Consider the following 25,890-nt stretch of genomic DNA (forward strand, 5'->3'; position numbering starts at 1 on the left):
GGAACTCGCGCAGCCAGGCTTCGTTCTCGTGGGCGAAGTCCTCGATGCCGACCCAGTCGTCATAACCGCACAGGGTGGCGCAGAGCGTGATCATGACGATGTCCTGCAGGGCGTGCAGCTTGTTGCGGGTTTCGCGCCGTGGGTCGACGAGCCTGGCGAAGTAGGGCTGGGGATTGGGCAGCATGATGGGGGCTCGGAAAAGTCTTGTCCGTTACCGCTAATCCTCGTCCAACGCAAGAGCGATGTAGCGCGATTGCCCTGGGCCACCATCCCCTTCGCCTGGACAGCGTCGCCACTGCCCCGCTACTGTCGGGACAGAATCTGTCCTCACCCCTGGAGGCCCGCCATGTTCCGTATCCTTGGAATCGACCATCTGGTGCTGCGCGTCGTCGACCTGAACAGGATGCTGCATTTCTACTGCGAGGTGCTGGGTTGCACGGTCGAGCGACGCCAGGAGGCACTCGGCCTGGTCCAGCTACGCGCCGGGCACGCGCTGATCGATCTGGTACCGGTCGACGGCCAACTGGGCAGCGCCGGCGGTGCCGCACCGGGCAAGGAGGGGCGCAACCTCGACCACTTCTGCCTGCGCATCGAGCCCTTCGACGAAGCCCTGATCCGCCGCCAACTCGCCGCTCACGGCATCGCGGCCGGCGCCGTGGAGTCGCGCTATGGCGCGGAAGGGACGGGACCATCCCTCTACCTCACCGACCCGGAAGGCACTGTCGTCGAACTCAAGGGGCCGGCAGCCGCCTGAGCCCCTCGCTGAGCGACGCGAAGACTCTCGCGCTGACTGCGTCTCGCCCCCTCTCCCGCTCCGGCGGTTACACTGCGCGGCCCTGCCCGGGCCGAGGCAACGCCCCGGGCTTCGCCAGGTAGCAAAGAGAGACAACGCAGTCATGATGGTTACCCAGAAACAGGTCGAGGCCGGCCAGGCCGTCTACACCCGGCGGACGCTCGCGTTCTACGACTTCGTGGTACTCGGGGTTTCCAACCCCTTCATCTGGAAGTGCCCCACCCGCCGCCTCGAGGAGCATTACGCGCAAAATCTCAGCGCCAACCACCTGGATGTCGGGGTGGGCACGGGCTATTTCCTCGACCGCTGCCGCTTCCCCGCAGATACGCCCCGCGTGGCGCTGATGGATCTGAACCCGGATACCCTGGCGTTCGCCGCTCGGCGCATCGCCCGCTACGTGCCACAGACCCACCGCCGCAACGTGCTGGAACCGATCGCCCTAAAGGGCGGTCGATTCGATTCGGTCGGCCTCAATTACCTGCTGCACTGCCTGCCGGGCTCCCTCGCCGAGAAGGCCATGGTCTTCGATCACCTCAAGGCGCTGATGAACCCCGGTGCCGTAATCTTCGGCGCCACCCTGCTGCAGGGAGGCGTCCCGCGCAGCATCCTGGCGCGGGGGCTGATGGCCGCGTACAACCGCAAGGGAATCTTTGCCAACCGGGCCGACGATCTGGAAGTCCTGCAGCGCGAGCTGGATCGGCGCTTCCACGACGTTTCGGTCGAGGTGGTGGGCTGCGCCGCGCTGTTCTCCGGACGGATCTGAGGGCTCCTACGCCTACTCCACTCGATACCAAGTGCGTGTCTCGCCGAGCAACGGAGTGCCGATGAAGCCCCGCACCTGCAGCCGCCGTCCGTCTTCCTGCAGGGTCAGGCGGCAGTCGTATACCTTGCCGCTGTCAGGATCGAGGATCTCCCCGCCCCCGTAGGCCTCGCCCCGCCTCTTCACCCCGCTGAGGATGGTCATGCCAAGCAGCGGCCTGCCGCGAAGCTCGCCCTCGCACTTGTCGCAGTAGTGCGATTCGGCATTCGGTCCGCGCAGACCCTTTTCGATACTGCCGTGGTATTCATCGCCCTGCCGGGCGATGCGGACCAGCGCGCGCGGCTCGCCGGTCCGGTCGTCGCGGATCATCCACAGCCCGATCAGCGGATCGTCCGCCGTGACGCTGGCGACACTGCTGGCGGCCAGCAGCATCACCAGGGCACAGCAAACGCACAACCGCTGAATGGCTGCCTGGGATTTGTCATCCGCGGCCTTCACCTCAGCGCCCTCCGGCAGCCCGGACGGGCGGGAGCGGGCGCTCCAGCCGCTCGCGCAAGGCGGTCAGCTCGCGGCGAATGGCCTCGCCACGATAGTGCAGGAAGGCGCCGGTCTCCCCGCCGACCAGAACCTCCAGATAAGGCTCGGCAGCCGCGATCCCCTCGTCGCAATAGGTCTTGAGGGTCAACAGGCTGTCGTCGTCCTCCTCGATCTCGGTCTCCACCACCCGCTTCAGACCCAGTTCCTGGACCAGCATGCCCAGCCCCACGCTGTCCTCGTCGGCGATGCCCTGGTGCACGGGCAGATGCAGGGAGAAGTGCCGCTCGTCCACCCATACCGGGTCCGGGGAGGCAGCGCTGTGCAGCAGTTCCAGGGTGCGCGCGGCCTGCTCCAGGCTCGTCAGGTTGATGGCCGGCATATACAGGCCGCGATGACCGGAGCTGGCGTAGGCCTTGCGCATGATGCCCTCGAGGTTGGGCTTGCGGCTAGCCGGGGAATGCACTTGGCCCGGCAGGTCGCGACCGATGCCGCCGCCGAATTCGACGACCAGATTCACCCCGTCGTCGATCGCCCGCCGCAGGCCGCTCATCCACTTCACTGGGTGGAACATCTGGAAGAACAGCGCAGCGCGCACCTGCTCCGGGTCGCTGGCGTGATAGTCGCCGGTATAGTTGGAGAGGACCTTCACCGCCGGGGCACTCAGGGTGACGCCGTCGAGGTAGGGACGGTAGCGCTCCGCGGCACCGATCATCAGGTAGGTATGGTAGGCACCCTCGGTCTTCAGATGGCGCCCGGCCTTGGCCCTGCCGAAGCGGGCGACGACGTCCTCCATAAGCGCCTCCAGATCCCTCTCGAAGCCGCAGACCACGGTCTGGTCGGGCAGGTTGCAGCCACCGATGCCGCAGTAGCGCGCCTCGGCGAGCGGCTTGATGGACTCGAGGTCGAGACGGAAGGCGACCATCTGCCCGCGACCGAACTCCGACATCAGCCGGCCGCGCATACGGATCAGCCGCAGCGCATCCTCGAACTGCAAGGCACCGGCGGCGACCAGCGCGGAATACTCGCCCAGGCTGTGTCCGGCCAGCACGCTCGGTGCCCATGCTCCGCCGGTCAGCTCGCGAAAGGCCGCAAGGCAGGCGACGGAATGGGTGAGCAGCGCGATCTGGGTGAATTCGGTGCCGTTGAGCCGCTCTTCCGGCCCCTGGAAGGACAGCTCGGCCACGTCGAAGCCCATCGCCTGACTGGCACGTCCATATACTTCGCGAACGCTGGAGAATTGCCGGTGGATGTCGCTTCCCATGCCGACGTACTGCGAGCCTTGCCCGGGAAACACGAACATGATGCTGGGACTGGAAACTTGGCTCATGGAAAAACTCCCTGTATGGATCGATGGATCCGGGCATCACTGCCCGGACCGACAAAACCGCGGGCTCTCCCGCGCTCGTCACGCCACCCGGGAAATGGTGCCATCCGGCACCGGACGCTCCGTCCGGTCGGTAATCCCCAAGTGCTGCAGCACACGGTCGGTCATGTGATCGGCCGTGAAGCGCTCCGCCAACGGGCGGGCATTCCCTGCCAGCTCGCGGTGGAGTGTCGCATTCGTCAGCAGGGTCTCCAGCTGCCGGGCGAGGTCGCCGCTGTCCCAGGCGCCGAAGGTCAGACCACCGGCCCGGTCGCCGTCACGCATCACCTCGGTGACGCCACCGTAGTCGGGCACCAGCACCGGCGTGCCATGGCTCATTGCCTCGGCCACCACCAGGCCGAAGGCCTCCCGATTCACCGAGGGATAGACTACGCAGTGGCTGTGGGCGAACAGCGTGTCGCGGATCTCACCGGGAACGGCCCCAGCCTGATGTATCGGCAAGCCGAGATGGTCGGCGAGATCGGCGATGACCTTCTTGCAGGATTCGCCCTTGGCGGTAGCGCCGCAGACCACCAGCTGCAGCTGGACACCACGCGCCTTCAGCAGCCGTCCGGCATAGAGCAGCAGGTCGATACCCTTCTCGGCCTCCTGGCGGCCGAAGTAGGTGACGATGGGGGTGTCCTCCCGTAATCCGGGGAAGAGTTTCCGGAGCCGCGCCCGCGGCGGCCGGGCCGAGGGGGCGGGTAGTTCGATGCCGTTGTAGAGCACACTCATGCGCCCCCGGGGAACTTTCAGCTCGCCGGCGACCCGCTCGAGGTAGTCGTGGCTGACCAGCAGGGCCGGCCAGCGCGAGCCGGCCACGGCCTCGTTGAGACGACTGCGGTAGGTCTCGAACAGGCCACCCCGCCGCGCGTAGTCGGCGAACTGCTCGTCGCCCTGAAAGGTCAGCGAGTAGTCGAAATCGAGTCCGCCCTGGCGCTTGGCCGCCAGGGCGAGCATGCCGAGGGAAGCGAAGCTCATCATCAGATGGCTGACCCCATCTTTGGCAATGAAGCGGCGCAGGCGCCGGACCAGACCGGCATCGGAGTCCGACGTCGCATGCAGCGAACAGATGAGGTGGGTGAGCATGCGATCGACGAAGCCGTTGATGCCCTGAGTGACGCGCACCCGCAGCTTCAACGGGAGCAGAAAGGCGGCCGAACCGACCACCTGATCCATGAACGCCGAGGGCCGCCGGAACTGGTAGCGCGTGCCGTGGCAGAGCAGCCGATGTTCGATCCCCGGATCGGCAAGCTCGGGATTCCACTCCATCATCCAGTAGACCAGCACCTTGTAACCGCGTCGGTGGAGGATATTGGCGAGAGTCAGGTCACGAACCGTGGAGCCCAGGTAGGACCCACTGCCAAGGGTGACGAATGCAAAAGTCGGCTTGCTCATTTTGCCTCCGGTCCATCGGGATGGCGGCGAGCGTCCCCTGTTGGATTCGACGCCCCCGCTCCCTCGTTCAGTGAACGCTCAGAAGGTATAGCTGACGCCGGTAAACACCGAGTAGCGCAACAGTGTCCCGAACTCGTCGTCGTTGCCGCCGGTGAATATGTTTCCTGTGAAATAAGCCTGAATGTGGTTGGTCAAATCGTATTCGAGGATGCCGGTGAAACGCTGGGACTGGTCGTCGAGATCCCTCAGGTAACGGATGTTGTACTCGAGGTCCCGGATCGAGGTGTTGTCGGTAACCTGGATCATCGCATATCGCTTCCGGTAGAGAACGCTCCGGCTGTCTACCTGACCGCTCAGGTAGCAATCAATGATGGCATGCTTATCGCAACCATTGTTGTCGCGCAGGTACTCGACGTTGACCGTCGGCCCGATTTCGAGAGTGTAGGAAGCACCGACCTGATAGCCGGCCTTGTCCTCGTATTTGACATTGCCCTCGGTATAAAGCAACAAGGCATCCGAGGCGTTCCAACCGGCGAAGAAGCCGGTCTGGTGCTGATCGCTCTCGCGATAGGAATGAATGATCGAGGCGTAGCCCGAGGAGCCGGTATAGTCGAGCTTGACCGCGTAGATCTTCTCGAAATGATCCCCCGCCGATAGCGGGCTGCCCGCCAGGGTGGGCTGACCTGTGACCACGGCGCTGTCCGATCGGCCCGCACTGGTGTTGGCGATCGCCGAGAGCGCCCAGGTTCCGTTGGGAATCCAGATCGCCCGGTAATAATCCAACCCGGGAACCTCGACGCGCGGGTTGTTGCGCCCGTTGTCGCGGGTGAAGGGGTTGGACAGCGAGAGGATCACCGACGGTCCCCACTGGAGGTTCTCTCGCCCGTAGGACAGGGTCAGCTCGTCGAAGGGCCGGTAACGCACCCAGCCCTCGTTGAGGTACAGGTCCGAGCTTTCGGCGTGCTCGCCATCGCGCGGACCATCCTTCCAACTCTCCCACGTCTTGTTGTAACGCGGCTTGAGGGCGAACTCCCAGTTGCGAAAGTTCAGGTTCAGGTCCGCCCGTGGGTTGAGTACCCACTGGTAGCGCGGGATTTCGGCGGCGTTGTCATTGTTGATGGTCGACTCCTCCGCCTCCTGAACGAGGGTGTAGGCCATCAGGTTGAAACGTGAGTAGAAACCGCTTGCCAGCTCATCGGCCAGGCTCATCTGCCCCTCGGCCAGCTCGGGAAGCTCGGCCGCACCCACCAGTCCCACCTGGATTGCCATGCCCGCCAGAGGCAATACCAATCCCAAACGATGCGACATCCTTGCCATCTCTGCTATCCCTGCCATATCCGAAGTTGTCCATACTGCGTTGACTACCATGAACGAGCTGTTGAGCCCAAAAGGGCTAGTATGGAGCGCCCCATATTGCAGAGGCAATGCCAAGCTTGCCATCCGCGACGTCCGAGTCACGCTGGAGCGCTCCATACCAGACTCACTGCATGAACAAGTTGATATTGAAGATGAAATCCGGCAGCGGCGCGAGTTTTGGCTTGGTCATGCTCAGGGTGGTGACGTCGCCGCTCATCAGCTCTTCGTAGATCGCGATCTCGGAGATGAAGGGCCGCTCCTTACCATCGATCATCACCGTGCTGCCGTACTCCATGTTGGCCGACTTGAAGCGCTTGCCGGACAACGTGTAGTAGTCTGCCTTCACCCCCACCAGACGGTTCTTGTCCACCCAGTAGATGATTCGATCATAGGTGGTCCGCGAATTGCGTGCCTTCAGATCGAACACATAGCAGTCCGCGCCATTCACGGTTTCGTCGGGCAGACGGGTCGCCTCGTAGTCCTCGGCGTAGTTGGTCGAGGCGACATCGCCGTAGGAGGCCTGACCCATCAGCTTCTGGCGCAGCGAGATGGGGATCGGCTTGCTCAGGCCCGGCTTGTGGAACCACATGTTGTTGTCGAGCATGAGCAGCTTCTGCCCCTTGGACTTGGGCGGCGCGATGTTGAGCCCCGAGATGTTGAAGCCGCGCGCCTTGATGTCGTAGAGCATGCTATCGGTGCGGCCCTTCTCGTTGGACTCGATGGCCACGTTCCAGGCGATGCCCTGCAGGTTGCCCCGCGACTCGTCGGCTCGCTTGAGGATCTGGTAGGGATCTTCGCCGGAGCTGGCGATCGGCGTCGGCACGGTGGCCTTGGCCACCTGCGGCACCGCCTTGGCCTCGGGCTCGGTGCGCACCGGCGCATTCGCCGCGGGGGGCGGGATGGGGGGCTGGCTGGTGGCCTGGGGGGCCGCCGGAGCCTTCGACTCCACCGGCACGAGCCGGGAAGTGCTCGCCCGCTCGGCGGGCTTGTCGCCATCGTCGCTGCCGAACAGCCGGCTGAAGAAACCCCGGCTACCTTCGTCTGCAGCCTTCGCGGACGGCTCGATACTCTCCGCGACGGCCAAGGTACTGACCAGTAGTGCCAGACCGAACACGGAAATGCGGGAAAGTCCTTTCATCACATCAAATCTCCGTCGGTTCAAAAACAATCCCCTGCGGTTCACACATGCCCCAGGGCGCCGACGATCTCCATCCGCGCTGCCTTGCGTGCCGGAAGGCTTGCCGCCAGCAGGGAAAGCACCATCAGGGCCAGCAGACTCCAGAGCATTTCCTTAGGCACCAGGTAGACCTCCAGCGGAATGCGCCGGGTGATCTGCGGCGGAATCCAGGTCGGCTCAAAGGTGGCGATGCTCGACCACACGGCAAGGGTGAGCAGCACCCCGACCAGCGAGCCGATCAGGCCAAGCAGCATGCTTTCCAGGGCGAACAGCCCAACGATGCCACGGCGCTTCACGCCAAGGGCGCGCAGCGTGCCGATCTCCCGGGTACGCTCCATGATCGCCATGCCTACGGTGTTGACCACACTCATTACCACGATAGTGAAGACGATCAGGAAGGCGAACAGGAAGATCACGTCGAACATGTTCTTGACCTTGGTGTAGAAGGTCGACAGCTCGTTCCAGGTCTTGATCTCGACATCCAGGCCATGGGCGGCCAGCTCGCTCTGCAGGGTCGCGCGCATCGGCTGGGTGAGCAGGCCGTCATTGAGTAGGACGTTGATCCGGTCGACGCTAGTGGTGTCGTAGAGGTTCTGGGCGAACTCCAGGCTGACCAGCATCAGCTTGTCCTCCAGGGCCTCGACTGGCGAGCTGAAGGTCTGCAGCATCTGCCCGTCGAGGGCATTGATCTGCCCGCTCACGGTCGGCGCCATCACCACCACGGTATCGCCCTGCTTGAAGCGGAGCTGGTCGGCCAGCCCTTGGCTCATGCCCAGGCCGTTGGGCTTGTCGTCGGTCATGGGGTCGCCGTCGAACAACCGCATGTTGCCCACCTTGGTTCGCGAGTGGCTGCGGATGACATCGACCTTGGACGCCACCCGTCCGCTGGCGAGGAAGATGGTCGACACCTCGCCGTTGCTGACCAAGCCGGAAATGTTCAGCTCCGGGGTGGAAATGCGGATCTCCGGATGGGCCTGCAGGACCTCGTCGATCACCCGCACATCCTCCTCGTTGAGCAGGTAGCGCGTCGGATCGAGCTTGCCCTCTTCGAGGAAGCCCTTCTTGAAGATCGACATGTGGCCGTTGCCCTGGATGTGGATGTAGGAATCCTCCAGGCTGGTGAAGATATAAGCGGTGAAACCACCCAGGGCGTTGACCGCAGCGAAGCCGAGACCGATCGCCATCACGGTGAACAGCGAGCGGCGGCCGTTGCGGAACAGGTTGCGCGTGGCGAGCTTGAACCAGGTGATCATGGGCGGCTCCCTGCAATGCGGGTCTGGGCGGCCGGGCGCTCCGGCTGACTGTCGCTGCCGATCTCGCCGTCCTGCATCAGGACGCGGCGCTTGACGCTCTCCAGCAGACGCTGGTCATGGGTGGAGAAGACGAAGGCGGTGCCGTGGCTGGCGTTGATGTTCAGCATCAGCTCGATGATCCGCCGGGCGTTGCCCGAGTCGAGGTTGGCGGTGGGCTCGTCGGCGATCACCAGGGCCGGGTCGGTGACCAGTGCCCGGGCGATGGCGACCCTCTGCTGCTGGCCGCCGGAGAGCTTGGCCGGACGGTGGGCGACATGCTTCTCGAGGCCCACCTCGGCCAGCCGCTCCAGCGCCCGCTGGCGGGCGACCGAGGACGAGGCCCCGGCGATCTGCAGCGGCAGCATGACGTTCTCCAGCGCCGAGAGCACCGGCACCAGGTTGAAGTTCTGGAAGACGAAACCGATCATCCGGTTGCGCAGCTCGCTGCGCGCATTGTCCGACAGGTCGTTGACCTCCTGGCCGTCGATCAGCACCGAGCCCGTGGTGGGCGAGTCGAGCATCCCGATGAGGTTGCACAGGGTCGACTTGCCTGACCCGGACGGCCCCCAGATCGCGACGAACTCGCGCGTCTGGATGATGAGGTCGATGCCCTTGAGGGCGATCACCGGATTTTCGCCAATCTGGTAGTGCTTGGTGGCCCGGCGCAGCTCGATGAGCGGGGCCGTTCCGATCGAGGTAATGGTGTTCATGGTCGGGGTTTTCCTGATGCGTCCAATGCCCTTGAAATTCCCAGCAATCCGCGAAACCTGGGCGCGTCCGGGCCACGACGACTGCCGCGTGGCCCCGGACGCTGCGCCGGTTATCGGCCGGACACGCCCGCCGTCTCGGCGGCGGCGTAGGCGATGACGAAATTGCCGTCGCGAACGCTGTGCACGCCGATCAGCCGGTCGCTGCCCTGGACCTGGATGATGAAGTTTCCGCCGCCGTCGATGGCGATCGCTTCGAAACGCTGCGGGGCTCCGTCCAGGCCGGTGCCGAGCAGCTTGCCGGCGGCCTCCTTGGCGGACCACAGGCGGGTGATCCACTCGTCCCGCACCGTGCCCTCCGCCGCCAGATCGTCCAGCAGCTCGCGCTCGCCGGTCGTGCTGAAGCTGCCGAGGAAGCCGGCATCGCGCGGGCGGATCTGCTCGATGTCGATGCCTACCGGCTGCTCGCAGGCAATCGCCACCGCGCGGTCCTCGCAATGCGCGATGCTGATCCTCGGCAGTCGCGAGTGGCCCTCCAGCGCCGCCACCAGCGGCTGGCCAGTCGCCTCGCGGTCGATGGCGAAAGCCGCCGGGTGCAGCATGTCCGGCGCCTCGCTGCGCGCGGCGAGCCAGGCGCGTACCGCGTCCTTCGCCGCTACCCGACCGAGCTGCCACTGCTGCTGGCGCGGCGGGACGCCGGCCTTGGCAGTGAAGTCCGCCATCTCGTCCAGATGCAGGTAGTGGCGCGCCAGTAGCAGGGCGTCGAAACCCTGGGTGTCAGCCTTGGTAATCAAACAGCACAGCGCACCCTGCGCCAGCGACGGCAGGTCGAGGGGACGGCTCAGCAGGTGCCGAGTCGGCTGGCGACGGAAGTCGAGCACCTGGGGCTGATTGCGGAACTTGATGCTCCCCCACTCCCGGACGCGCAGCCAGACCCCACCGGAACCGTCCTGGATTTCCACGTTGGCGTACATGGTCATCGCCTCGTCGCGGACGATCTCGATGCGGATCGGCGCCCGCGTGCCGGCCGGCGGCGTCGAACGGTACAGCTCGAGCTTGCCGAAGCCGATCGGCAGCACATAGCGGTCATGCTGCATCGCCCATACGCCGATGAACTGGCCGATTCCGTCGAACAGGGCCGGATCGATCAGCAGCTGGGGCTGGTCGATCGACCGGAACAGCTCGGTCGGCAGCCGGGTCACCAGGTCCGTCACCGCCCCCTCGTCGGCAATGATGATTTCGCCGGTCAGGCAATGGAAGCACGGCCCGTGGAACATATGGCGTTCCCGGTAGATATCCTCGCCGGTCAGGGGCAGACGGTAGGGGTTGCTGAAGTTGCCGAAGGCCAGGTCGAGATCGACCCGGTAGGCGCTGGAGAACAGCACGGTCGCGGTGGTCGAGGGCATCTCCTGCCCCTCGAGCTGGATCGCCACGGCAATGCGCCAGACCTGGCCGTCGGCGTCGACCTCCTGCACCCGGGCGGTGATGTTCAGCACCTCGCTGTCGCGGTCGGACACCTCGATCCAGCGGGTGGCCTTGACGTCCTCGAAACCGATCAGTCCCAGGCCGGGCGCCAGACAGGCCGCCGCCTCGGCCATCACCTCCAGGCTCATGGTCAGCGGCAGCACGGGCATGCAGGCGGAGACCGGCTTGACCCCGGGGGCGTGGACGAAGGCGTGGTCGGCAAGATACAGGTCCTCGTCCAGATGCAGCCTGCGCCGGATCGTCAGCGACTCGCCAGGGGCATAGGCCAGTACCTGACCGATGAAGGGCAGACTGCCCTCCTCCAGAGGCTCGGCGGCCGGTCCGGGCTCGGGCCGGGGTGCCGGCTCGCGGGCTTGGCACGACTCGGCCGGCGGAGATACTGCACCGTCGGCCAACGCCCGTGGTCCGGCTTGCACCACCGCGACGATCGCCGCGGTTTCCTCGGCCGGCTCCTCGTCCCGCAGCTCCTCGGCGGACTCCACCTCGTAGACGCGGGCGATCAGAGGCATGTCGCTGTTGCCATCGAGTACCAGATGGGAAAGGGTTGCGCTGCTCATATCTTCTCCAAAACCAGGCCGGTGATGGTCAACCCCGGCCCGAAGCCGAGGCACACGATACGAGTACCAACAGTGGCCTCCTCCAGATGCCGCATGAGAATGTGCGGGATCGTCGAGGAAGACATGTTGCCGTGCTCGAAGAAAACGCTCTTGCTGATCGCCACCTGATCGTCGGACAGGCCCAGCTCCTCCTGGACATGCTCGACGATCTTCGGCCCGCCCGGATGGACGGCGAAGCTCATGGCGTCCTTCTCGCGCTCGAAGTCCATGCCGGCGCGCCGCAGCAGGTCCACCACGAAGGCCCTTACATGGCGCTTGATGATCACCGGCACCAAGGGCGAGAGGGTCATGACGTACTGGTGCGAACCAGGCACCCCGGTCATGGTGTCGGTCGAGTCCGGCAGCAGGTGCTCGCTCATCGCCAGGATGCGCAGGCCGCGCAGGCCCTGTCGGCGCAGCTCGTCCTCGGAATAGACCGAGTACTTGATCAGCCCGTCGGAGAACAGGGTCGCCGAGATGATGTTGTCCGCCCGCGACTCGGCGATATTGTGGTGCGCGGACATCAGCTCGGTATGCACGATGTCCACCCGGGTCTTCGGCGGAGTGGCCCCCCACTGCGCCGAAGCGAGCATGCCATGGGCCATCTTGATCGCCGGGAAGGCGCCGTAGCAGCCCATGGTGTAGCAGTGGGTCACCGTGGTCTCGAACCATTTGCGCCTGGACACCACGTGCTCGACGGGACTCGGCGACAGATAGCCGGTGCAGGTCACATGAATGAGGTCGTCGGGCGGCGTGGCATCGGCCGCATACATCCGCTCGACGCCCTCCTCGACGACCTTGGCGAAACTTTCGTGGCGCGTCTTGAGGTCCGCTCCACGCGGATCGTTCTTGATGTCGAACAGCCGCAGATGCTCCTCCCCAGGCTCGGGATCGGCGACATCGAAATTACCCTCGCCGAAACGGATATCGGTCAGCTTCGGAAAGTAGACCAGCTGCCGCTGCTTGATCTGCGCAGGCGATACGGCGTACTTGTCGAACTTCTCCTTCACCGTCTTGTAGACCTCGAGAAAGCCTTCCTCGTCGCTGATGTCGTTGCTCAGACAGTGGGCCTTGGCGAAGGCGTAGGCCGTCAGTTCGAGCGTGATCCGCTGGGGTACCGGCTTGGCCATCTGGACCGGCATGAAGCTGCTCAGAACTGCACTGTTGGGATAAACCATGTCGTTCATATTTTCTCCAGCACCATTCCGGTGACAGTCAGTCCGGGACCGAAACCAAGGCACACAACGCGCGTGCCGATATCCACCTCTTCGAGAACCTGTTTGAGAATGTGGGGAACGGTGGCAGAGGACATGTTGCCGTTCTCCAGGAACACGCTCTTGCTGATCGCCACCTGATCGTCGGCCAGTCCCAGATCCTCCTGGATGTGCTCGACGATCTTCGGCCCGCCCGGGTGGATGGCGAAGACCAGCTCGCGCTTTTGCCGCTCGAAGTCGATGCCGGCACGCTGCAGCAGGTTCATCACGAAGGCACGGACATGGCGCTTGATGACCACCGGCACCATCGGTGTGAGGGTCATCAGGAACTGGTGCGAACCCGGAATCCAGGTCATCTCGTCGGCGGAGTCGGGCAGCAGGTGTTCGTTGATCGCCAGGACCCGCAGGCCGTGCAGTCCCTGCCGGCGCAGCTCCTCCTCGGAAAACACCGAGTACTTGATCAACCCGTCGGCGAACAGGGTCATGGTGATGATGTTTTCCGCCCGCGCATCGACGATGTTGTTATGCGCCGAGAGCAGCTCGGTGTGCACGATGTCGACCCGGTCCTTGATCGGGGTGATGCCGAAGTGCGACGAGGAGAGCATGCCGTGGGCCATCTTGATCGCCGGGAAGGCGCCGTAGCAGCCCATGTGGTAGCTGTGGGTCACCGTGGTCTCGAACCAGCCGCGCTGCGCCGCCATCCGCTCGACCGGACTCGGCGACAGATAGCCCGAGCAGGTCACGTGGATGAGATCGTCGGGCGCCTCGGCGGTATCCTTGAACATCAGCTCCAGACCCTGGTCGACGACCTTGGCGTAGCTCTCGTGACGGACCTTGAGATCCGCCCCGCGCGGGTCGTTGATCATGTCGAACAGCCGCAGGTAGGGATGCTCGGGCGGAGCGATGTCGACGTTGCCGTTGGAGAAACGGATATCGGAGACCTTCGGAAAGAAGATCAGCTGACGCCGCTTGATCTGCGAAGACGACAGGGCGTACTTGTCGAACTTCTCCTTCACCGTCTTGTAAACCTGGGCGAAGCTTGCTTCGTCGTCGCCGATGCCGTTGTTGATGCAATAGGCGCGGGCGAACGCGTAGGCGGACAACTCCAAGGTCAGGGCCTGGGGAACAGGCTTGGCCAGCTGTACGGGGGTGAACCCGCTGAGCACTGCATTATGGGGACTACTCATGGTATTTCCTCCTTGACTAAGCGGCGCCTCTACAGCGGTCCCGCGCCCACAGGCGCGGGAAAGACCAGAGGGGGCTATCCTGCCTAAGCTTGACGGTCTTGGTCTTGATCACGCCGCTTGCGCGGCTGCATCTGCTCGAGGATCTGCTCGAGGCTCGCCGTGATTACCAGCTCCGTTTCGCCACTGTTGCCCCGCCGGAGTTGCTCCAGGCAGTGACGGGTACCGACATCCAGCGGAATGGGATGGATGTTGCGTTCGGCGTAGAACCTGAGCATCTGGTCCCCGACCATGCCGGACTTCCAGGGACCCCAGTCGATGGCCAGCGCATGCACTCCGGGCCAGCGATGGCCGAGGCTGTCGGCCAGCTTGTTGAGCACCTCGTTGGCCGCGCTGTAGTCGGTCTGCCCCGCATTGCCGAAACGGCCGGCGATGGAGGAGAAGAACAGCACGAACTTCAGCCCTTCCGGACGCAACCGGCTGGCCAGCACCCGGGCACCGGCGACCTTGGTGTCGTACACCGAGGAGAAGGACTCCAGGGTCTTGTCGCGGATCAGCTTGTCGTCGATGACCCCGGCGCCGTGCAGGACGCCGTCGATACGCCCCCATTTCGCATAGATCCCGTCGATCAGCCGTCCGAAGGCCTCGCCGTCGCGCACATCCACCGCGTGGTACTCGACCTTCGCGCCGGTCGCCTCGAGCCGCGCGAGGTTGTCGCGGATCTCGCGATCCTTGAGCAGGCGCTTGAAGACCCGGTCCACCTCGGCCGGCTTCAGCTTCGTGCCCCCCTCGCCGCGCAGCTTGCCGATCAGCACCTGCTTGAGCTTCGCCGGATCGGCGATGCCGCGGGTGTCCTCGGCCTCCTCCTCCGGCAGCGGACTGCGTCCCAGCAGCACCAACTGCGGTCGATACTCCCGGCCCAGGGCGCTGGCGATCTCCGCGGTGATACCCCCGGCACCGCCGGTGATCAGTACCACGGCGCCTTCTTCCAGGGCCGGCAGGCCCGCTGCGGCCTGGGGTGCCTGCAGACCCAGCTCCAGCTGGCAGCGCCCTTTTGGGCCGTAGCCGACTTCCAGCGCAGGTACCCGCGCGGCCCACTCGCCCAGCACGCTCTCGACCACGGCATCGGCCGCCAGGGCCGGCGAGACGTCGATGCACTTGACGTGCACCTCGTCGCCCCACTCCCGCGACGCCGACTTGGCAACGCCCAGGGTGCCAGCAGACTCGATGGGCAGCTCGCGCGAGTGCTCGAGGCCGAAGCGACCGTCCAGCGCGGTGACGCTGAGCAGCCAGCCGGCACCGGCGCCGGTGGCGGCCTTGAGGTCCTGGTCGAAGACCTTGCACAACAGGAACAGCACCTTGGCCGGGGCGATGGACTCGCCCTCCCCGGTCGGCACGCCGAGCAGACTGACCAGCGTTCCGATCCGTACCTCGCCAAGCAGGTCGCGCAGCGCCTGCACCGACTCCAGCGACGCGGGATCGAACTCGAAGCGCTCATCGCCCAACGCGCGGTTTTCCTTGCCCGGAACGATCTGCTTCACCGGCTGCCCGGCCTGGCCGAGGGCGGCCCGGAAGGCCGTGGCCAGTTCCGAGTCGGCCCCCACCAGCAGTACCGGCAGGCCGGCTGCGGGCTGCGGGCCGGCCACCGCGTCCAGCGGGGCGGCGACGGCCTTGACGGTGTAGCAGTGCACGACTTGTTCCGGCGCAACTTCGGTTACGGACTCCGCTGTCTCAGCCGGCGATGCCGACAGCGGAGTCAGTGCTTTTTTTGAGGCATGGGCTCCGTCCCCGGCCGTCGAGGAGTTGTGCAGCTTGTCGTACCAGGCGACGATCTCGTTGAGGGTCTTTAGGCCGGTGAGCTCCTCGAACATCGCCTCCTCGTCGCGGCCCGCCATCAGGTTGTGACGATCCTTGAGCTGGCTCAGGACCTCGATGCGCTTGATCGAGTCGATGCCCAGATCGGCCTCCATGTGAGCGTCCAGGTCGAGCATGTCCTCCGGATAGCCGGTACGCTCGGAAACCGCCTGCAGCAGGTCGGCCTTGAACGCCTCGGTGGAGGCCTGCCCGGCGGGAGCGACGGCCTTGGCGGCCGGTGCGGCGGCAGCCGGAGCCGAAGCGGCTACCGACAGCTTGGGCGCCTCCTCAGGCACCTCGCCGCGCTGGATCGAGCCCTCGATGGTGGCCTGGGGCGCACGGCCGACCGGCAGAGCGGCGGCGTGCAGCGACAGCACCTGAGCCGGCAGTACCGGTGCAGGTGCAGGCGCCAGGCCGGCCTGGGAGACTACCTGCAGGGTCGCGCGCGGCTCGCCGAAGCTTGCCAGGTCTGCCCCTGCGAGGCTGCTCTGGAAGTCGAGGAACCGGCGCAACGTATCCTGCTGGTCACGTTGCAGCGCGATGAACTGCGCGATGACTTCCTGGACATGTGCGGCGTGCAACAGCGATGGGGCCGCCATCTCTGCCGGGAGATCTCCCGTCCGCAGCGTGTTGTCGTTTGCCATGCTGTACCTCCGTTGTGGCGCCTGGCGGTTGACGTTGACCGGGGTTATTGCCGGTCGAGCGAAACTTACATGGGCGACGGTCGAGACGCTCGCGGCCGTCTGCCCCTGGGGCCTCGGCGCTGCCGCCGGCAGTGCAGTCGGTGCGGCGGCCGGCGCCTTCGGCTCGGTGGCGATCTGGGCCGAGGCGATCGCCGGACGGGCCTTGGCCGGTGCATTCCAGGGCACCGCACGGGCGCCGTTGACACGCCAGATCAGCGGACCGGGCACGGCCCTGGTCTTGGCTCGGGCAAACACCTCCACCACCGTCAGCGCCTCGTAGCCGCGCCCCTTGAACCAGCGGCCGAAGTCCAGCGGCAGGCCGAGGGCGAACAGCTGGCCGAACACGTGGGCGAGCTGCACCCAGCCACCCCGGCCAGGCGCCTCGATGCCGAGCGCGGTGTGCGGGCGGTCGACGAGAATCCGGTCGACCAGCCCGGTCAGCACCAGGCCCGGACCGGCTTCGACGAAGACCCGCGCGCCAGCCTCGTAGAGCTGGTTGATCTCCTTGACGAAGTGCACCGGCTCGGTCATGTGCTCGACCAGCAGGGCGCGCATGGCCTCGGGGTCTTCCGGATAGGCGCTGCCGGTGGTGTTGCTGAACACCGGCACCTGGGCGGGCTTGAACTCGATCTTCGCCATCTCGGCCGCCAGGCCCTCGCGCGCACCGGCCATCGCCGGCGAGTGGAAGGCAGCGCTGACCGGCAGCACCTTGACCCGCAGCGACTCGTTGCCCAGCACCTTGACCGCAGCCTCGATGGCCTCCACCGAACCGGCGACGATGGTCTGGTCGGCAGCGTTGAGGTTGGCCAGGGTGACGTTCAGGCCGTGCTGCTCGATCAGCGCGCGGACGCGGGCCTCGTCGGCGTCGATCGCCGCCATCGCCCCCGGATTGCGCCGGCCGGCCTCGCCGGCGAGCCGGCCGCGGACCTCCGACAGGCGGATGAAGTCGTCCAGGCCGATCACCCCGGCGGCATGCAGGGCAACATACTCGCCATAGCTGTGCCCGGCGATGAAGTCCGGCTTGAGCCCGTACTCGCCCAGCACCCTGAGCGCGGCGCTGTCGACCACTCCCAGCGCCGGCTGGGCGACCTGGGTCGCGTTCAGCGCGGTCTGCTGGCGGGCACGCTCCTCGTCGCTGAACACCGGCACCGGATAGATATAGCGCGACAGCGGCTGCTCCAGGCGGTCGGCAAGCAGCGCGTCGGCACGCTCGAACAGGCCGTGCAGTTCGGGCAGGGAGGTCGTCAGGTCGCTCAGCATGTTGACCCGCTGTGACCCCTGCCCGGGGAACACGAAGCAGACGCCGCCGTCGGTTTCCGGCCCCTCGCGGAAGAACACCCCCTGCGGGTACTTCACTTCGCTCTCGCGGCCCTGCAGTGCCTTCAAGGCCAGCTCCAGCTTGGCCTTGAGATCCACGGTCGAGCTGGCGACCAGCGCCAGCCGGCAGAGGCGCGTGCCCTCGCCGACGCGTGCCGCACCCTCCTCCAGGTGCAGCGCGTAGGCGAGCTGGGCGACGTCGACCTGCTCGGGATGCTCCAGCGCATCGAGCAGGCGCTGCACCTGTTCGCGCACCTGCGCGCGGTCCTGGCCGCGGAAGGTGAAGGGTTCGGCGTCGCGCGGGTAGAGATCGACGGCGTCGCTGTCGCGATAGGCGCCAGCATACTCCTCCAGCACCACATGGAAGTTGGTGCCGCCGAAGCCGAAAGCGCTGACCCCGGCCCGCCGCGGATGGTCCGTGGCATTCAGCCAGGGACGGGCTTCGGTATTGATGAAGAACGGCGAACGGCCGAAGTCGACCTTCGAATTCGGTACCTCGACGCCGATGGTCGGCGGCAGCACGCGGTGCTTGAGGGCCAGCGAGGTCTTCACCATCGCCGCCAGGCCGGCGGCGACCTTGGTGTGGCCGATCATCGACTTGACCGAGCCCACGGCGCAGGACTGGGTGGCCATGCCGCTCTTGCCGAAGGCGAGGTTCAGCGACTCGATCTCCGACTTGTCGCCCAGCGCGGTGCCGGTGCCGTGGGCCTCGATCAGGCCGATGCTGGTCGGATCGACGGCGGCGTCCTCGTAGGCGCGCTGCAGGGCGGTGACCTGACCTTGGGGATGGGGCGCGGTGAGGCTGCGGTTGCGGCCGTCGCTGGAGGCGCCGATGCCCTTGATCACCGAATAGATGCGGTCGCCGTCGCGCTCGGCGTCGCCCAGGCGCTTGAGCACCAGGGACACCACACCCTCGCCCAGGGCGATGCCGTCGGCGCTGTCGTCGAACGGACGACTGCGGCCGCGTGGTGACAGGGCATGGGTCTGGGCGAAACACAGGTAGCCGATGGGATTGTTGGTGGCGTCGATCGCGCCGACCACCGCGACGTCGGCATCGTGGCTGCGCAGCTGGCGGATACCCGCATCGAGGGCCGCCAGCGACGAGGCGCAGGCCGCGTCGACGACGAAGTTGGTACCGCGCAGGTCGAAGCGGTTGGCGATCCGTCCGGCGATGACGTTTTCCAGGATGCCGGGGAAGGAATCCTCGGTCCACTTGGGCAGGTCCTGCTCGTAGAGCGCCTCCATCAGCTGCTTGGCGGTGGCCTCGGGCAGACCTTCCACCCGCGGCAGGTAATGGGAGAGCAGGCCGCGGAAGATGTAGTCGCAGCCCAGCTCGTTCATCCCGCCGGCGGCGAAGATGGTCGCGGTACGGTCGTTGGCGAAGGAGCGACGGTCGAAGCCGGCGTCGGCCAGGGCATGGCGTACCACGTCGAGGGCGAGCAGCTGCACCGGCTCGATCGACCTCAGGCTGGCCGGCGGAATGCCGTAGAGCGACGGATCGAACTGGATGTCGTCCATGAAGCCGCCCCACTTCGAGTACACCTTGTCGGGGGTGCCACGCTTGGGATCGAAGAAGTCCTCGGGGCGCCAGCGCTCCTCGCTCACCTCGCGGATCGCATTGACCCGGTGGAGGATGTTCTGCCAGTAGGTGCGCAGATCGCTGGCGCCGGGCAGCAGGCCGGCCATGCCGACAATGGCGATATCGCTTTCCGCAGCCACGCGCTTGGCGGCGCGCTTGCGCGGCAGGCACTGCTCGGCCTGGGCCAGCACCCCGCCGCAGCCCGCCGACACCGCGCTATGCAGCTCGGCGATGCTCAGCACCCGCGAACGCAGGCGGGCGACCTCGCCAAGCATGTACATGCCCTCGCGACGCTGGTCTTCGATGGGAATCTGCACGTAGCGGGAAGCGGCCGAACGGTCGGGGTTCTGGCTGATGCCCTTGGAGGCCATGCGCAGGCGACCGATATTGAACAGTTCCAGCACCTTGAGAACCTTCTCCGGGCTCTCCAGGGCGAGCAGCATGTCGCGGCGGGTGCGGTTGAACTCTTCGCAGAAGGGCGTCACCGCGCAACGGGTGTACATGCCCTTGCCCGATTGCAGCAGAGTGGTTTCCTTGCAGGCGATGGCCTGGGACTGGAACTCCGGCAGGATCGCGCCGCTGTTGACGATCTCGTGGGTGAAGAGGTAGGCGGTGCCCATGATCACGCCGATCTTCATGCCGCGCTCGACCAGCGGCGCCGCCAGGGCGGAGACCATCGCCGCCGATAGCTCGTCGTGGATGCCGCCGGCGAACAGGACCTGGATCGACTCGGGATCGGCGATCTCGACCGAGGTCAGGGTCTCGATGGCCGACTCCCAGAGGATGAAGCTGCTCAGCGGGCCGGTATGGCCGCCGCACTCGCCACCCTCGAAGATGAATTTGCGCGCACCGTCCTTGATGAAGCCCTTGAGCAGGCCGGGCGAGGGCACGTGCAGGTAGGTGCTGATGCCGATAGCCTCCAGCTCGCGGGCCTGGCCGGGGCGCCCGCCGGCGATCAGCGCGAACCGCGGCTTGACCTGGCGGACCACCTCGAGCTGGGCCTGACGCAGCTCCAGCGGCATGAAGCCGAGGATGCCGACCCCCCAGGGCTGGTCGCCGAGCAGTTCCTTGGTCTTGGTCAGCAGGGTCTGCACCTGATCCTGACGCATCACCGACAGGGCAATGAACGGCAGGCCGCCGCCGTCGGCCACGGCCTTGGCGAAGCCGTCCACGTCACTGACCCGGGTCATCGGGCCCTGGACGATCGGATAGCGGGTGCCATGCAGCTGCGCCAGCGGGGAATCCGGCCCCAGCGCCTGCTGCGCGCGAGCCTCGCGCAGGGCCCGCTCGGTGCAGGCCGAAACGGCGGCGAGAATGCGTCCGACGGTGCCGTGGCGGCGCGCCAGGGCGGCAGCCAGGGCGACGTCCTCGCCGATCGGCACCAGCGGGGCATCCGTCTGCGCGAGGGACTGGAGCAGCAGCTCTTCCCAGGGTTCGTCCTTGATCACCGCCTGCTCGAGCTCATCGAGTCGTTCGCGGGCACCGCGGCCGAACAGACGGAACGAGCGCTGTTCCGGGCCGATCAGCACGGTTTCGCTGCCGTCCAGCGCGGCCCAGGCGCGGGCCTGCGGGGTGCCGACGAAAGGGCTTTCGTCGGCCAGCCAGAGCTGCTCGCAGAGCACCACGCCGGTGGCTCCGGCAAGCACCGCGGCAGCCGCGGTGTGGGTGCCCATGCCACCCTGCACCCAGTAGGGGATGTTGACCCGGCCATGCAGTTCCTGGAGGAGGATGAAGCTCGAATGGCGGCTGACCCAGCCACCGGACTCATGCCCCTTGAGGATCAGCCCGTCGCAGCCGGAGGCCTCGGCGGCCAGCGCCGAGGGCAGGTCCCAGACCTCGACGAAGATCTTGCGGGCCAGGCGCTTGATCTTCTTCTTCAGCGCGGCCAGCTCCTTGGGCTGCATCCCGGTGAATACCAAGTCGTCCGGCTTGAGTCCGGCCAGCACCAGAATCGGCACGCGATGAGGGATGAATTCGGCGAGTTGCTCGAGGCCCCGCTGGGCGGAGCCGAGCGTATCCCAACGGATGCCCCACTGGGCATTCGGCCCGGCGCTGGCGGCCAGCCCCTGGATGGCCGCCCTGGTGGCTTCCGGATCGTGCTGGCAACCCAGGTCGAGGATTCCGATGTCCCCTGCACGACAGGCAGCGATTGCAATTTTGGAGTCGAGGTGGCCTGCGGGTGTTATTGCAATATGACTAGCCATTTGATCATCCTGCTCTCAAAAAGGTGCGCCGATTAAGCGCAAGCTTTTGTTCCTTGTGTCCGAGCCGCTCACGGCAGGGCTCGCATTCGACTGGCATGCCCAAACTGCCACGACAACCGGGAAATGCCACTCAATTGACATCACACCCAACGGCCTGCCGAACCATCACTGGACACGGGGGGAATTCGTGTCACACCCCTGCGATGAAACTGGCTCATGGCCATCAATCTTGCGACATCAACATGCTTGGTTTTATTGGTGCTTGCGAAACAAAGCGTACTCTGGATTTCCGGTAATTCTTCCGGACCAAATGGGAAAGTGAATCCCGAATCCAAAACGAATTCGCACAAATCGGCAGAATCATTTTGCCACCAACCTGTACCCGGCAATGCCAAACCGAATACTCCTATTTTGTTGCAAGGCACCAAACAACAGACTCGAGACCTTGCTGGCTTGCCACATGCCAAGCGCACTCGGGCGAAAGCCAGAAAGGCATGAAAAATCAAACCCTGAGTCGACAAAAGAGACTACTCGACAGCCTTCCGAAGGAGGCTCAGGCCTCTAGACCTGGCCGAAAGAAAAAACATATCCGTATGATTTCAATTTATTTTTTATAAACACATTGATCGCATGAAATCCCACAAAGACTTTGCATGGACATACCGCGACATGCATATAAAAATCGACACTTTCTGCCGGAGCAAACGATCAAGATCGATAAAAATCAACCGAAAGGCACTGAAAAAACTTTAAAGCCAATCCATCGTGCAATGCAACATACAACATGAACAACTCAAAGAACCAACGACAAAAGAGCACCACTAGCAAACCGCCAGCAACATCCAAAACAACCATCATTCAAAATAGCCAGCAGCGCATATACAAACTCATCGAATGGCAACAACACCACTTCAGAAGGAGGAGACCAGCAAAAACAAACCACTCCCTCCAGCAGAACACAAGCCTTCTGAAACATTGGCAGAAAATAAAATCAAAATGCCATCTCATTGTTTATAAAGAGTTTTTAGCCTGACCGGGAAACAGTTGTGCGAGCGAGTCTGAAGCCAGAAACCGGCACTTTCGCGCCGACATCTCCGCTTGAACATTGGACACACCGATCGTCACCCAGCCGTGCCGGACACCCCATGTGAACTTGAGAGGCGAATGTATATATGACTTGCTCGAACGGAAGAGCATTACCGAAGCAAATAAAGCAATCCTCTTGCAAAGGCCCGTGCCAACCGCTGCGCAGCCGTCCGCGGCAGGACCGCCGCGGAACGCCAGCGGCTGGCTCAGCACAGGCAGTCGACCGTATAGATGCTCCCCTGCGGGCCGTCTTCATGCTGCAGGCCATGCACGTCCAGGTCAAAGCCGGGAAAACGCGCCGCGAAGGAGTGAATGGAATGCAGGTAATCGACGATCGCCCGGGTAGTCGGGGTGAAACGCTCCCCCGGCATGATCAGCGGAATGCCCGGCGGATAAGGCACCAGCATCACCGCCGCAATGCGCCCCTCGAGGTGCTCGATGGGCACGGCCTCGACCTCGCCGCGCACCAGCTTGTCGTAGGCCTCCGCGGGCTTGAGGGCGACCTCTGGCAGCAGGCTGTACATGCGCTTGAGCGCCTTGGCCCGGGCGCTTTCCCGGTTGAAGTCGTGCAACTGGTCGCACAGCTCGCGCAACCCCATGCCGGCATAGCGGGCGCCGCCGGCCTGGGCGACGGACGGTAGGGACTGCTCCAGCGACAGGTTAGTGTCGTAGCTGCGCTTGAACTCCAGCAACTCGGTCAGCAGAGTGCTCCACTTGCCCTTGGTGATGCCCATGGAGAACAGCACCAGGAAGGAATACAGGCCGGTCTTCTCCACCACCAGGCCGCGCTCCCAGAGGAACTTGCCGACCACCGCCGCCGGAATGCCCCGCGCCGCCGGCTGGCCGGTGGCACTCAGCCCCGGTGTCACCAAGGTGACCTTGATCGGGTCGAGCAGCACATAGTCTTCGGCCAAGGCGCCGAAGCCGTGCCAGTCGGCCGCCGGAGTCAGCAGCCAGTCGCCCGGCACGCCCTGCTCGCCGGCCGCGCCGAGCGGCGGCTGCCAGATGTCGAACCACCAGTCGTCCGCCGCCAGACTCTGGCGTAGCTTGGCCAGGGCGCGGCGGAAGCTGAGTGCCTCGTCGAAGGTTTCCTGGATCAGCGAGCGCCCTGCCGGTCCCTCCATCATCGCCGAGGCCACGTCCAGCGAGGCGAGGATGCCGTACTGCGGCGAGGTGGAGATGTGCATCATGAAGGCTTCGTTGAAGCGGTCGCGGTCCAACTGGCGGCCGCCGCCGTCCTGCACGTGGATCATCGAGGCCTGGCTGAAGGCCGCCAGCAGCTTGTGGGTGGAGTGGGTGCTGAACACCAGCGGACTGTCAGGCGAGCGGGTGGTGCCCATGCCGTAGCGTCCGGCATAGAACTCGTGGAAAGCGGCGTAGGCGAACCAGGCCTCGTCGAAATGCAGCACCTCGACGGCATCGCCCAGGGTCTGCTTGATCAGCTCGGCGTTGTAGCAGAGGCCGTCATAGGTAGAGTTGGTCACCACGGCGAGCTTAACCCGGGGCTCGCGGCCGCGGGCCAGGGGGTTGGCGGCAATCTTCGCGGCAATCGACTCGCAGCTGAACTCGCTGAGCGGAATCGGCCCGATGATGCCCAGCTCGTTGCGCTCCGGCACCAGGTAGAGGGGAATCGCCCCGGTCATAACGATGGCGTGGACGATCGACTTGTGGCAGTTGCGGTCGACCAGCACCAGGTCGTCGCGGGCAACCATGGAGTGCCAGACGATCTTGTTGGCCGTCGAGGTGCCATTGATCACGAAAAAGGTGTGGTCGGCACCGAAGTTGCGCGCAGCCCTGGCCTCCGCCGCGGCCAGCGGGCCGGTATGGTCGAGCAGCGAGCCGAGCTCCGGCACCGACACCGAGAGGTCGGAACGCAGGGTGTTCTCGCCGAAGAACTGGTGGAAGGCCTGGCCCACCGGGCTCTTGCGATAGGCCACGCCGCCGCCGTGGCCGGGGGTGTGCCAGGAGTAGTTGGACTGCAGGGTGTGCTCGACCAGCGCGCTGAAAAACGGCGGCAGCAGCCCGGCCAGGTAGTTGCGGGCGGCGCGGGCGACCTGCCGGGCGAGAAAGGGCACGGTGTCCTCGAACAGGTAGAGGATGCCGCGCAGCTGGTTGAGGTCGGCCATCGCCTCGGCCGGCGCGTTCTCGATGGTGACCTGCTCGCCGAGGGCGAAGATCGGCAACTGCGGGGCGCGCGCGCGGGCGATACGAATCAGCTCGAGCATGTCCTGCAGCAGGCGCTGGTTCTCCCCCGCTCCCTCGGCAGCGACCAGGACGCAGGCCAGTCCGTGGTGAGTCGAGGCGACGATGCGCCCTTCGCTGGAGGTGGCGGTAGAGAGGATGCTGAAGCCGCCCTGCTCCAGCTCCCGGGCGATCGCCCGAACGCGCTCGCCGGCGACGCTGTCGGCCTTGATGTCGCGGTGGACGATGAGAATCGGGAAATTGAGGTCTTTGTACACGATCCGTGTCCTGAGGGAGTTCGCCCTCAGGATAAGCCAGAGCACCGGCCCGAAGCTGCAGCTGCGGGCCAATGCCGAGTGCCTGCGACTATTGCTGCTGCGCCTGCTCCATCTGCAGCCATAGCGCCGGGCCGCCGGCGGCCTTCTCGATCGCCGCCAGCCGCTCGGCATGGGCGGCCAGCTCCGGCTCGCTGGCGCGGATCACCCGGGTGCGCGTGCGGTCCTGCGGCAGGCGGCGGATCGCCGAAGCCTGGGCCCGTCCGCCGCCTTCGCTACCCTCGCCGGCCAGCGACAGGTGCGTCTGCCCACCGGTCATGGCCAGCCAGACGTCGGCGAGAATCTCGGCGTCGAGCAGGGCGCCGTGCAGGTCGCGGTTAGAGTTGTCGACGTCGTAGCGCTTGCACAGGGCGTCGAGGCTGTTGCGCTGGCCGGGGTGACGCTCGCGGGCCATCAGCAGGGTATCGAGCACCGCGCAGTGGGCCGCGATGTCGGCACGCTCCGCCTGTCCCAGCCGGGAGAATTCGTTGTCGATGAAGCCGATGTCGAACGCCGCGTTGTGGATGATCAGCTGGGCACCCTCGATGAACGCGAAGAACTCATCGGCGATATCGGCGAAGCGCGGCTTGTCGGCAAGGAATTCGTTGGTGATGCCGTGCACCGCGATGGCGCCCTCGTCCACCGCCCGGTCCGGTTGCAGGTAGACGTGAAAATGCCGCCCGGTGAGACGGCGGCCGAGCAGTTCGACGCAACCGATCTCGATGATCCGGTGGCCGTCGGTCACCGGCATGCCGGTGGTTTCGGTATCCAGTACAACGCTGCGCATGTTCTGTCGGTGCCTTTACAGGG

Annotated in this window: 18 protein-coding genes; 4 read left to right on the forward strand and 14 right to left on the reverse strand. The window is 65.3% G+C overall.

What is annotated here, in order from left to right; genetic code table 11:
- The coding region (locus tag BMY22_RS13995) for a transposase family protein (protein ID WP_143068495.1) at positions 1 to 184 on the reverse strand (184 nt) is incomplete at its 3' end.
- Positions 185 to 346: 162 nt separating this feature from the next.
- On the opposite strand from BMY22_RS13995, the gene BMY22_RS14000 reads away from it, so the two are divergent.
- Both BMY22_RS14000 and BMY22_RS14005 read left to right on the forward strand, forming a co-directional pair.
- Positions 347 to 754, forward strand: coding sequence for a VOC family protein (locus BMY22_RS14000; protein ID WP_090623038.1), 408 nt, complete (start codon positions 347 to 349; stop codon positions 752 to 754).
- 142 nt (positions 755 to 896) lie between these two features.
- Complete coding sequence (locus BMY22_RS14005; RefSeq protein WP_090623040.1) at positions 897 to 1,556, forward strand: class I SAM-dependent methyltransferase; 660 nt, start codon at positions 897 to 899, stop codon at positions 1,554 to 1,556.
- Positions 1,557 to 1,568: 12 nt separating this feature from the next.
- On the opposite strand, the gene BMY22_RS14010 is transcribed toward BMY22_RS14005, so the two are convergent.
- The 11 genes from BMY22_RS14010 to BMY22_RS14065 all read right to left on the reverse strand — a co-directional run bounded on the left by BMY22_RS14010 (position 1,569) and on the right by BMY22_RS14065 (position 21,499).
- Positions 1,569 to 2,051, reverse strand: coding sequence for a DUF2147 domain-containing protein (locus BMY22_RS14010; RefSeq protein WP_244158871.1), 483 nt, complete (start codon positions 2,049 to 2,051; stop codon positions 1,569 to 1,571).
- 1 nt (position 2,052) lies between these two features.
- Positions 2,053 to 3,417 (reverse strand): ACP S-malonyltransferase, encoded by a 1,365-nt coding sequence (locus BMY22_RS14015; protein ID WP_090623042.1) that lies wholly within the window; start codon positions 3,415 to 3,417, stop codon positions 2,053 to 2,055.
- Between the two features lie 78 nt (positions 3,418 to 3,495).
- Complete coding sequence (locus BMY22_RS14020; RefSeq protein WP_090623044.1) at positions 3,496 to 4,851, reverse strand: glycosyltransferase family 4 protein; 1,356 nt, start codon at positions 4,849 to 4,851, stop codon at positions 3,496 to 3,498.
- Between the two features lie 78 nt (positions 4,852 to 4,929).
- On the reverse strand, positions 4,930 to 6,168 hold the full coding sequence (locus BMY22_RS14025; protein ID WP_244158872.1) for a hypothetical protein: 1,239 nt from the start codon (positions 6,166 to 6,168) through the stop codon (positions 4,930 to 4,932).
- Between the two features lie 163 nt (positions 6,169 to 6,331).
- Positions 6,332 to 7,345, reverse strand: coding sequence for an outer membrane lipoprotein-sorting protein (locus BMY22_RS14035; RefSeq protein ID WP_090623048.1), 1,014 nt, complete (start codon positions 7,343 to 7,345; stop codon positions 6,332 to 6,334).
- Positions 7,346 to 7,386: 41 nt separating this feature from the next.
- Positions 7,387 to 8,637, reverse strand: a complete 1,251-nt coding sequence (locus BMY22_RS14040; RefSeq protein ID WP_090623050.1) for an ABC transporter permease — start codon at positions 8,635 to 8,637, stop codon at positions 7,387 to 7,389.
- Complete coding sequence (locus BMY22_RS14045; RefSeq protein ID WP_090623052.1) at positions 8,634 to 9,386, reverse strand: ABC transporter ATP-binding protein; 753 nt, start codon at positions 9,384 to 9,386, stop codon at positions 8,634 to 8,636. The genes BMY22_RS14040 and BMY22_RS14045 overlap by 4 nt, the downstream gene beginning before the upstream one ends.
- A gap of 110 nt (positions 9,387 to 9,496) precedes the next feature.
- The gene (locus tag BMY22_RS14050) at positions 9,497 to 11,425 is read right to left on the reverse strand and encodes a 4'-phosphopantetheinyl transferase superfamily protein (RefSeq protein ID WP_090623054.1); all 1,929 of its coding nucleotides are present in this window, start codon (positions 11,423 to 11,425) and stop codon (positions 9,497 to 9,499) included.
- Positions 11,422 to 12,651, reverse strand: a complete 1,230-nt coding sequence (locus BMY22_RS14055; RefSeq protein ID WP_090623056.1) for a 3-oxoacyl-[acyl-carrier-protein] synthase III C-terminal domain-containing protein — start codon at positions 12,649 to 12,651, stop codon at positions 11,422 to 11,424. The genes BMY22_RS14050 and BMY22_RS14055 overlap by 4 nt, the downstream gene beginning before the upstream one ends.
- Entirely contained in the window at positions 12,648 to 13,865 is a 1,218-nt protein-coding gene (locus BMY22_RS14060; protein ID WP_090623059.1) for a type III polyketide synthase, read from the reverse strand. The genes BMY22_RS14055 and BMY22_RS14060 overlap by 4 nt, the downstream gene beginning before the upstream one ends.
- Before the next feature lie 83 nt (positions 13,866 to 13,948).
- Positions 13,949 to 21,499, reverse strand: a complete 7,551-nt coding sequence (locus tag BMY22_RS14065) for a type I polyketide synthase (RefSeq protein WP_090623062.1) — start codon at positions 21,497 to 21,499, stop codon at positions 13,949 to 13,951.
- Positions 21,500 to 21,715: 216 nt separating this feature from the next.
- Here BMY22_RS14065 and BMY22_RS23820 point away from each other — a divergent pair, with 216 nt between their 5' ends.
- Complete coding sequence (locus tag BMY22_RS23820; RefSeq protein WP_143068496.1) at positions 21,716 to 21,997, forward strand: hypothetical protein; 282 nt, start codon at positions 21,716 to 21,718, stop codon at positions 21,995 to 21,997.
- Between the two features lie 286 nt (positions 21,998 to 22,283).
- The gene (locus BMY22_RS23825) at positions 22,284 to 22,532 is read left to right on the forward strand and encodes a hypothetical protein (RefSeq protein WP_143068497.1); all 249 of its coding nucleotides are present in this window, start codon (positions 22,284 to 22,286) and stop codon (positions 22,530 to 22,532) included.
- Between the two features lie 259 nt (positions 22,533 to 22,791).
- On the opposite strand, the gene BMY22_RS14070 is transcribed toward BMY22_RS23825, so the two are convergent.
- The gene (locus BMY22_RS14070; RefSeq protein ID WP_090623063.1) at positions 22,792 to 25,044 is read right to left on the reverse strand and encodes an Orn/Lys/Arg family decarboxylase; all 2,253 of its coding nucleotides are present in this window, start codon (positions 25,042 to 25,044) and stop codon (positions 22,792 to 22,794) included.
- Positions 25,045 to 25,132: 88 nt separating this feature from the next.
- Positions 25,133 to 25,867, reverse strand: a complete 735-nt coding sequence (dnaQ, locus tag BMY22_RS14075) for a DNA polymerase III subunit epsilon (RefSeq protein ID WP_090623066.1) — start codon at positions 25,865 to 25,867, stop codon at positions 25,133 to 25,135.
- Between the last annotated feature and the right edge of the window lie 23 nt (positions 25,868 to 25,890).

Origin of the sequence: Azotobacter beijerinckii (assembly GCF_900110885.1) — a bacterium.
In the GTDB taxonomy this organism is placed as follows: domain Bacteria; phylum Pseudomonadota; class Gammaproteobacteria; order Pseudomonadales; family Pseudomonadaceae; genus Azotobacter; species Azotobacter beijerinckii.

Coding starts and splice junctions, on each gene's coding strand:
- BMY22_RS14040 (WP_090623050.1), bottom strand. CDS start 8,637: ATGATCACCTGGTTCAAGCTCGCCACGCGCAACCTGTTCCGCAACGGC.
- BMY22_RS14035 (WP_090623048.1), bottom strand. CDS start 7,345: ATGAAAGGACTTTCCCGCATTTCCGTGTTCGGTCTGGCACTACTGGTC.
- BMY22_RS23825 (WP_143068497.1), top strand. CDS start 22,284: ATGAACAACTCAAAGAACCAACGACAAAAGAGCACCACTAGCAAACCG.
- BMY22_RS14020 (WP_090623044.1), bottom strand. CDS start 4,851: ATGAGCAAGCCGACTTTTGCATTCGTCACCCTTGGCAGTGGGTCCTAC.
- BMY22_RS23820 (WP_143068496.1), top strand. CDS start 21,716: ATGGCCATCAATCTTGCGACATCAACATGCTTGGTTTTATTGGTGCTT.
- BMY22_RS14065 (WP_090623062.1), bottom strand. CDS start 21,499: ATGGCTAGTCATATTGCAATAACACCCGCAGGCCACCTCGACTCCAAA.
- BMY22_RS14050 (WP_090623054.1), bottom strand. CDS start 11,425: ATGAGCAGCGCAACCCTTTCCCATCTGGTACTCGATGGCAACAGCGAC.
- BMY22_RS14045 (WP_090623052.1), bottom strand. CDS start 9,386: ATGAACACCATTACCTCGATCGGAACGGCCCCGCTCATCGAGCTGCGC.
- BMY22_RS14005 (WP_090623040.1), top strand. CDS start 897: ATGATGGTTACCCAGAAACAGGTCGAGGCCGGCCAGGCCGTCTACACC.
- BMY22_RS14015 (WP_090623042.1), bottom strand. CDS start 3,417: ATGAGCCAAGTTTCCAGTCCCAGCATCATGTTCGTGTTTCCCGGGCAA.
- BMY22_RS14025 (WP_244158872.1), bottom strand. CDS start 6,168: ATGGCAAGGATGTCGCATCGTTTGGGATTGGTATTGCCTCTGGCGGGC.
- BMY22_RS14000 (WP_090623038.1), top strand. CDS start 347: ATGTTCCGTATCCTTGGAATCGACCATCTGGTGCTGCGCGTCGTCGAC.
- BMY22_RS14060 (WP_090623059.1), bottom strand. CDS start 13,865: ATGAGTAGTCCCCATAATGCAGTGCTCAGCGGGTTCACCCCCGTACAG.
- dnaQ (WP_090623066.1), bottom strand. CDS start 25,867: ATGCGCAGCGTTGTACTGGATACCGAAACCACCGGCATGCCGGTGACC.
- BMY22_RS14055 (WP_090623056.1), bottom strand. CDS start 12,651: ATGAACGACATGGTTTATCCCAACAGTGCAGTTCTGAGCAGCTTCATG.